The sequence below is a fragment of the Streptomyces sp. SID3343 genome, from assembly GCF_009865215.1.
Taxonomy (GTDB): Bacteria; Actinomycetota; Actinomycetes; order Streptomycetales; family Streptomycetaceae; genus Embleya.
Map to the genome: position 1 here is coordinate 1 of NZ_WWJX01001379.1, position 7,759 is coordinate 7,759.

General features: G+C 71.1%; 4 protein-coding genes and 1 pseudogene. 4 read left to right on the plus strand and 1 reads right to left on the minus strand.

From position 1 onward, the window contains the following. The 4 genes from GT354_RS44005 to GT354_RS44020 form a co-directional block, all read left to right on the plus strand. Nucleotides 1-810, plus strand: an 810-nt coding sequence (locus GT354_RS44005; RefSeq protein WP_237536057.1) for a hypothetical protein, incomplete at its 5' end; no start/stop codon positions are given. A 176-nt stretch (nucleotides 811-986) separates the two neighbouring features. After that, nucleotides 987-4,874: an FxSxx-COOH system tetratricopeptide repeat protein gene (gene fxsT, locus GT354_RS44010; RefSeq protein ID WP_161362763.1), complete on the plus strand. Its 3,888-nt coding sequence runs from the start codon at nucleotides 987-989 to the stop codon at nucleotides 4,872-4,874. 118 nt (nucleotides 4,875-4,992) lie between these two features. Next, complete coding sequence (locus GT354_RS44015; RefSeq protein ID WP_161362765.1) at nucleotides 4,993-6,033, plus strand: hypothetical protein; 1,041 nt, start codon at nucleotides 4,993-4,995, stop codon at nucleotides 6,031-6,033. Nucleotides 6,034-6,037: 4 nt separating this feature from the next. Continuing rightward, complete coding sequence (locus tag GT354_RS44020; RefSeq protein WP_161362767.1) at nucleotides 6,038-7,180, plus strand: hypothetical protein; 1,143 nt, start codon at nucleotides 6,038-6,040, stop codon at nucleotides 7,178-7,180. Between the two features lie 4 nt (nucleotides 7,181-7,184). Here GT354_RS44020 and GT354_RS44025 read toward each other — a convergent pair. Beyond that, nucleotides 7,185-7,759: pseudogene (locus tag GT354_RS44025) on the minus strand (hypothetical protein); the annotation flags it as partial.

Genomic DNA, 7,759 nt, shown 5'->3' on the forward strand with positions numbered 1-7,759 from the left:
GCCCGCGCGCGCGCCGTGCCGGTGCGTGGTGTGTCCGCGCGAGCCGTCGCGGATCGGCGGGGGCCGGCCCGGGCCGCGCCGAGTCCGCGTCGGGTCACGCTCGCCCTGCTGGTGGGCACTCGGGACCGGATGGCCGACCTGCGCAACGCGGTCGCGACGTACGGCGAACGCCCCGAGGATTGGCGCCCGTTCCGGCCGCAGAGCGAGGAGTCCGCGGTCGAGGTGGTGCGGCGTGCGTTGTACGGCTACGGCATCGAGGACGTGCGCGTGCGGGTGGTCGACGACGGACCGGGCGCGGGGCCGCAGCCGTCGGTGGACGAAGCATCCGACGCCGACTCGGTGACATTGGTCCTGGTGGATCCGTGGCTCGCCCGTGAAGGCGGCTTCGCCGCCGCGTACGAGCGCCTGGCGCTGTGGCCGGGCACCGTTGCCGGGGTGATCGGCGTGCTGCCGCGTGGTGATCAGGAGACGTGGCAGAGCACGTGGCGACTGCGCAGCGCGCTGCTCGCCGACGCCGGCAACTGCGTGTTGCAGGCCCCGCATCACGAAGTGGGCTCCGCGGAGGGCTTGGCGCACATCGCGGTGGGTGCGGTCGCCGACGTGTTCGCCGGTGTCGACCCGACGCCGGCGGCGTGTCGGGTGAGCGCGCCGACGGAATCGGCGCCGGCGGCGCGGCCGGAGTCGCCGACGGAGCGTCTGGTGCGCCGCCGCAGGGAGCGCGCGGCCTGGATCTCGCGCCCGACCGGGCCGCCCCTGGCCTCGATGATGTACGGCTCGACCGGCGGGGTGTGGAGCGAAGGCGACAGATGAGCGGTGTCGCGTCGGCCCGGGCCGTCGTGGTGTCGTTCGGGGCGGGTGCCGGGCGGGCGGTGGGTGCTCGGTGTGAAGCCGGCGGATGAGCGGTATCGCATGGGTCCGGGCCGTTGTGGTCCGGTCGTTCGTGGGGGCGCCGGGCGCACGGTCGGTGCTCGGAGTGAAGGTGACGGATGAGTACGACCGAACCGGCCAGGATCGTCTCCTTCTATTCGTTCAAGGGAGGCGCCGGGCGCACGATGGCGTTGGCCAACGTCGCCTGGATCCTGGCCGGCGCGGGCAAGTCGGTGCTGGTCGTGGACTGGGACCTGGAAGCCCCCGGACTGCACGTGTACTACAAGCAGTTCCTCACCGATCACGCGTTGGAGTCCACGCGCGGTGTGCTCGACATGGTCCGTGCCTTCGCGACCGCCGCGAACGCGGCCACCGGTGACGACGACGGGCCGCGCGAGGACCTGAGCGATCTGCACGGCGCCTACACGGATCTGACGCCGTACACGGTGCAACTCGAAGGCCGATTCCCCGCCGGTGGCCGGCTCGACTACTTGGGCCCGGGCATCCAGGACGAGGGCTACGCCGATCGGTTGACCGGTTTTCGCTGGAACGACTTCCAGCTCAGCGAGGAGGGCGCCGCCTATCTCGACGCGCTCCGCGAGAGCATGCGTGGCAGTGGCTACGACTACGTGCTGATCGACAGCCGTACCGGGCTGTCCGATTGCGCGGGCGTGTGCACCATGCGGCTGCCGGACTCGGTCGTGTTCTGCCTGACCATGAACAGCCAGTCGATCATCGGCAGTGCCCAGGTCGCCCGTCGGGTCGCGCACCATCCGGACCGCAAGGTCGAGGTGCACGCGGTGCCGATGCGGATCGAGACGTCGGAGAAGCAGCGTCTGCAGGTCCGGATGAACGAGGCCAGGCAGGCGTTTCGGGAGTTTTTGCGGCTGCCCGACGAACAGGCCGAGGACCGCTATTGGGGCGGCGTTCAGATCCCGCACTGGCCGTTTTATTCGCTCGGCGAGGAACTGGCGGTCTTTCAGGAGAAGCCGACCGACGCGGTCGGTGTGCTGACCCATTACATCAAGCTCGCGGAGCGGATCACCGACGGGGAGGTCGCCGACTTTTCGCCCGTGCCGGAGAACCAACGCCGGCTCTACGACCGTGAGTACGAGGACTCGCGGCGTCCGCGCCCCGATACCGCGGCGATCCTGTACGCGCCCGAGGACGGGGCCTGGGCCCACTGGATCGCCGAGCAGTTGCGGTTGATCGGCATCCGGGTGGCCGATCGCGTCCCCGGCAACGAGGACCCGGACGCGCTTCCCGATGTCGATTCGGTCCTGGTGCTGTTGTCCGGTCACCTCCAGTTCTCCGCCGACGAGGCGATCGTGACGCGACTCGTGCAGGGCGCCCCGGTGTCGGGCAATCGCAGCCGGCGGCTGGTCGGCATCCGCGTCGACGGCAGCCGCATTCGTGAGCGCCACCAGTGGATCGACGCGATCAACCTGGCCGGTCTCGAAGACGCCCAGGTCGCGGCGGCGACGCTGCTCGGCGGGTTCGGCCTTTCGGGTCCCGCGCCGGGTGCGGGCGCCGGGCCGCGTTTTCCGGGCCTACAGCCCAAGGTGTCCAACATCGATCTGCGCAACAGCCATTTCACCGGCCGGGCCCAGGTCTTGGCCGAGTTGCGTGACCGCTTCGACACCGGGATCGGGGCATCGGGCCGCACTCAGGTGCTCTACGGCATGGCCGGGGTGGGCAAGAGTGCCGTCGCGCTCGAATACGCGCACCGATTCGCCAGTGAGTACGACGTGATCTGGTCGGTGTCCGCGTCGGATCCGGCGAACATTCGGGCTTCGCTCGCGAGGTTGGCGCACACGCTCACCGGGGCGGAACGCGAGTGGGAGGTGTTGCGTGACGAACTGCGCCGGGGCCGTCCGTATCCGCGCTGGTTGTTGATCCTGGACGGCGCCGACGATGTCGGTGTGGTCGAGCCGTTCGTGCCGCCGCACGGGCACGGCCACGTGCTGGTGACCTCGCGCAACAACGCGTGGGAGCACTACGAGACGCAGGCGATCGAGCAGTTCGCTCCCGAGGAGAGCGACGCGTTGCTGCGCCGCAGGCTCCCGGGGGCCTCGGACGCGGACCTGCGGCGGCTGGCCGAGGCGCTGGGGCATCTGCCGCGCGCGTTGAACGAGGCGGCGGCGTTCCTGCTGAGTGGTCCGATGACCATCGACCGCTACATCGGGGCGGTGGAGGCCGACCGGGACCCGTTGGCCGACGCGACCGCGGAGGACTACGAACGCACGTCCGCCGCCGCCAACGACCTCGCCTACGCGAGGTTGCTCGCGGAGGCGCCGGCCGCGGCCAGGTTGCTCGACATGTGCTCGTTCCTGTCGCCGGACGGGGTGTGGCTGCCGGTGATCCAGTCGGCTGCGATGCTCGCCGCGCTGCGCGAGGTCGATCCCAGGCTGGAGGACGCCATGCGGTTGCGTCCGGTCCTGGTCACGCTCGCGAGCCGGTCGTTGGCCGCGGTGGACCAGTCGACCCGGCTGTTCAAGGTGCACCGGGTCGTGCAGAGCCTGCGTCGTGACCGAATGGGGCCGCAGCGGCGCGAACAGACCCGGCTCCAGGTCCTCAAGGTGTTGGCCTCGCTCGCGCCCAACGACCTGGAGTGCGACGAGTTGCGGCATCGGGAGATGTTCGCCGAGTTGGACAAGCACGTCGTGGTGTCGGGCGCGACCGCGTGTGCGGACGGCGACGTGCGTCGGTGGGTGGTCAATCAGGTGCGCTACCGCTGGTATCGGGACCAGTGGACGTCCGCGTTGGAGCTGGGTCTGCCGGTGCTCGCGGCGTGGACCGATGCCCATCCCGAGGACGCCAGTACGTTGCGCCTGGCCACCCAGGTCGCCAACGCGCACCGTTCGCTGGGCGCGTTTCGCGCGGCGCACGACCTGGACCGGGCCACGCTCGCGAGCCAACGGCGCGGGCGCGACCGCCAGGACCCGTATCGGTTGATGACGGCCCGGGGCTACGCGGCCGATCTGCGCGCGCTCGGCCGTTTCGAGGACGCCTATACCGAGGACAGCGGCACCTATTTCGGTTTCGTCGACCAGTTCGGCATGGACAGCGCCGACACGCTCAGCGCGTCCGCGAACCTCGCGCTCGCGTGGTACTACAAGGGCTCGGTGGAGAACGCCATCCGTCAGGACTGGGTGACCTACGAGCACCGCAAGCGGGTTTTGTCCGACGCGCATCCGCTGACCTGGAAGTCGTACACCAATCTCGGCACGTATCACCGCGAGAAGGGCGACGTCCAGGCGTCGTTCACCTTTTTGCGCGAGGCCCGGGACCGGTTGGAGGCGATCGAGGGCAGCGACGCGGGGATGACGTTGCGCACGGTGCAGAGCCTGGGCATGACGCTCGTGCGCGCGGGGGACGCGGCGGCGGCCGTACCGCTCCTGCAGGACGTGCTGGTGCGCAAGGAACGCCAGTGGACCCGGGAGCACCCCGATACGATGGCGTGCGTGCTGGCCGTCGGCGCCGCGCTGCACGGCCTGGGGCGCGATGCCGCGGCGGTCGACTACACGCGCGACGTGCTCGACCGCTACCTCAGGGTGTTCGGTGACGAGCACCCCTTCACCCAGATCTGCCGGGCCAACCTGTCCCTGTACCTCCTGGACAGCGGACGGCCGGACGAGGCGCTGGAGTTCGCGGAGGTCGCGGCGAGCGAACTCGCCTTGGCGCTGCGCAACGACCACCCGTTCACCCTGGTGGCGCGCATGAATCGCAACAACGCGCTCGCCGCGACGAACGCGAGCGCGCCGTTGTCGGCGGAGGACGAGAAGATTCACACGGGGTGTGTGAAGTGGTGGGGTCGCGACCATCCGCTCTCGTTGACGGCCGCCGCGAACCTGGCCGACAGCAAGCCGAATCCGGATCCGGACGCGTGGGAGGGCATTCGGGTGCGAGCGGGCGACTGCCTGGGCAGGAATCACCCGTTGACCTTTGCGCTGGCGACGCGCCCGTTCGTCAGGATCGGGGCCGACATGGAGGTTCTCGACATCTAGCGCGATCACGGCACCGGGGCACGGGTGTCGACGTGCGGGCCACGGTGTGTGGAGTCGAGGGGATGCGGACAAAGGGGGAACGTTGTCGCAGGTCGAAGGGGAGACGGGGGGTACGTTCGTGCGATTTCCGGATGGAGCGAGTCCGCAACTGCGTGAGCTGGCGACACGCCTGGAGCCGGGCCTGGATCCGGACGGACTGGCCGACATGGTCCTGTACGACCACGACGTGGCCAAGATCGCGCTGGCCGCGCGGGCCCCCGCCGAGGGCGAACCCGACGCGGACGAGCCGGAGTTCGGCACGTGGCACGAGCGCACCGGGCGACAGCTGTACTACCTGCTGTGCGAACTGGAGCCCGAGCTTGCCGAGTTGCGCAGCGGCGCCTTGATCCGCACCGTCGTGCAGATGCCGGACCGGGCGGTGTTCTACTACCTGATCGAATCCGGCACCCACCTCTACGGTTCGACGTCGCGCACCGACCGCCTGGAGGAGGTGGATCGTCAGGTGGCCGATCTGGTCAACCGGGTCCGCCGGTCGGTGAAGTACAGCCCGCTGAACTACGGCGCCTACTCCAGCACGCGTCGGGACGCGGCCTGGATCGTCGACGCGGGCGAGGAGGAGGGCTCGGAGGACGAGTCGGGCTCCTTTCGCCGTCTGCGCGCCGAGGAGGTTGTCGAAGCGCCGGCGACGCGCGTGCAGTCGGCCCCGGTGGACGCGGCCGGGCTCTTTTGGTCCCTCGACGACGGACCCGAGTCGTCGAGGCGTTCGGGGGCGATGGCGGCGGCGCTCGCGATAGTGGGATTGCACTATGTGGCCCTGCATCGGCCCGACGGCCGGCCGGGCCCGAGTGTCGACCTGCTCGACCACGCCGACCTGGACCCCTTCTTCACCATCACCGATCGCGAGCGGCGCCGGGCGCGCTATCGCCGTATCGGCGAACTGCTGCCCGGCGTGGTGGAGCAGATGAACCGGTCGTTGCTGGCGCTGACCGACGGCGAACTGGTGCGGCTCGTGTTGGACGTCGAGCAGGGCGCCCTCTACTTCCACGCGTTGCCGGACGGCTGCTACCTCGTGGGGGTCACCCTCGATCAGGAGCAGGTCGCCGAGGCCGACGCGCGGATGGCGCGCCTGGGCGACGCGCTGTCGACGGAGACCGGCTGACCGGATGGAGATCGAGCGGGGCCCTCGGTGGAGCGCGCTGCGCTCGGTGCTCGTCCCCGTCGCCATCGCCGGGGTCGGGGTCCTGCTCGGCCGGTTGCTGCCGCGGCTCGCCGAGGGCGCGGACGACGGCGGGAGGCTGTACGGCGACGTGACGGGCGCGCTGCTGGCGGTGGGGTTGTACGCGAGTGTGTACGGCATTTCGCGGCCGCACGCGCGGCGGGACCTGGCGCGCATCCTGGTCGCGATCACGTTCGGCGTGCTGGTCAAGGCGGCGTTGATCGCGGCCGTGCTCGCGTTGGTCTTTCGCGGTCGCACCGAATATCTGATCCTCGCGGCGGCCATGGCGCAGATCGATCCGCTGTCGGTGTCCGCGCTCATGGACCGGCGCGACATGTCGCTGCGGGCGAAGTCGCTGCTGGCGGCGTGGGCTTCGTTCGACGACCCGGTCACCACCGTGCTCGTGGTGTACGTGAGCGCGCTCGTGCTCGACGACGCGAGCAGTTTCGGCGCGGGGGCCACTGCCTACGGTGGCACGCTGCTGCTGAACCTGGCGTTGCTCGCGGTGGCGGCGGTGGTGTGGGCGGCGCTGGGCCGGCCGTGGCGAGGGCGGGACGCGGCAGGGCAACGGCCGCCGGTGGGACGGGGGTTGTGGGCGGGGCAGGTCGTCGCGCTGGTGGTGTTGCTCGCGGTCGCCTCGTGGCAGTTCCTGATGTTGGGGCTCGCGGTGGCGGCGTTGTTCTTTCGGCCGGCGCTGGGCAAGGTGGTCGACCGGGCGGTGCAGGTCGCGTTGACCGTGGCGACGCTGCTGCTCGGCGTGCTGCTCACCCGGGGCGTGGATGTCGGGGCCGGCCTGGTGTTGGGGGCGGCGACGTTCGCGGCGCAGATCGTGGTCGGGGCGGTGGTGTCGGTCGGGTTTCCCCGGCGAGATCGGATCGCGCTGTGCCTGAGCCAGCAAAACGGCATTACCGCGATCATTTTGGCGCTGCTGTTGCAACCGATGTTGCCGCGCGCGGTGGCGATCGTGGCGCCGGCGATTCTGACGGTCAACGTGTTGCACGCGGTGGCCAACGCCGTGCCGGCGTTCGGGCGCCGCCTTGGGCGCGCCCCGGTTGTCGAACAGGACGCGGCCGCCGCCCCCGAGGGGTGAGGGCTCAGCCGGTGACGGATCCGTTGCTCGGCAGGGGATACGCCGGGGGGTCGGCGGATCCCGCGGCCCGGTGGGTCGCGGTCACGACGGGTCGGGCGACGGGCGCGGGGGCCGGCACGGCCGGGGGCAGGGCCGCGATCTTGTCGATCAGTACCCGGGCCGCGGGACGGTGGGCGTGTTGTGCGCGCAGCGCGCCGCGGATGCGGCGGCAGCGGTCGCGTACACAGCTGATCAGGAGTTCCGGGGGCAGGTCCAGGACCGGGTCGAGGGCGTCGGCCGCGCCCTCGACGTGGCCCTGGCTCAGGTGTGCGGCGGCGAGGTCGAGGCGGGCGCCGGCGAGGTCGCCGTAGGAGCGGTCGCGGTCGTCGCCGACCGTGTACAGGTGCAGTGCGCGGGTGGCGGCCTCGCGGGCGGGTCCGGGGCGGTCCAGGTGCAGGTGGGTACTGGCCGCGTACAGCGCCTGTTTGGCTTCGGGGAACGCGAAGACGCCGCCGATCTCGTCGGCCCCGCCGCCGTCCCTGGCCCGCACGGCCGCGTCGAGGGCGGCCGTGGCGCCCGGCGCGTCGCCTTGGCGAGCGC

What these genes read in the sequence shown, in the direction of transcription:
- fxsT (WP_161362763.1), top strand. Translation starts at nt 987, where the DNA reads ATGAGTACGACCGAACCGGCCAGGATCGTCTCCTTCTATTCGTTCAAG.
- GT354_RS44020 (WP_161362767.1), top strand. Translation starts at nt 6,038, where the DNA reads ATGGAGATCGAGCGGGGCCCTCGGTGGAGCGCGCTGCGCTCGGTGCTC.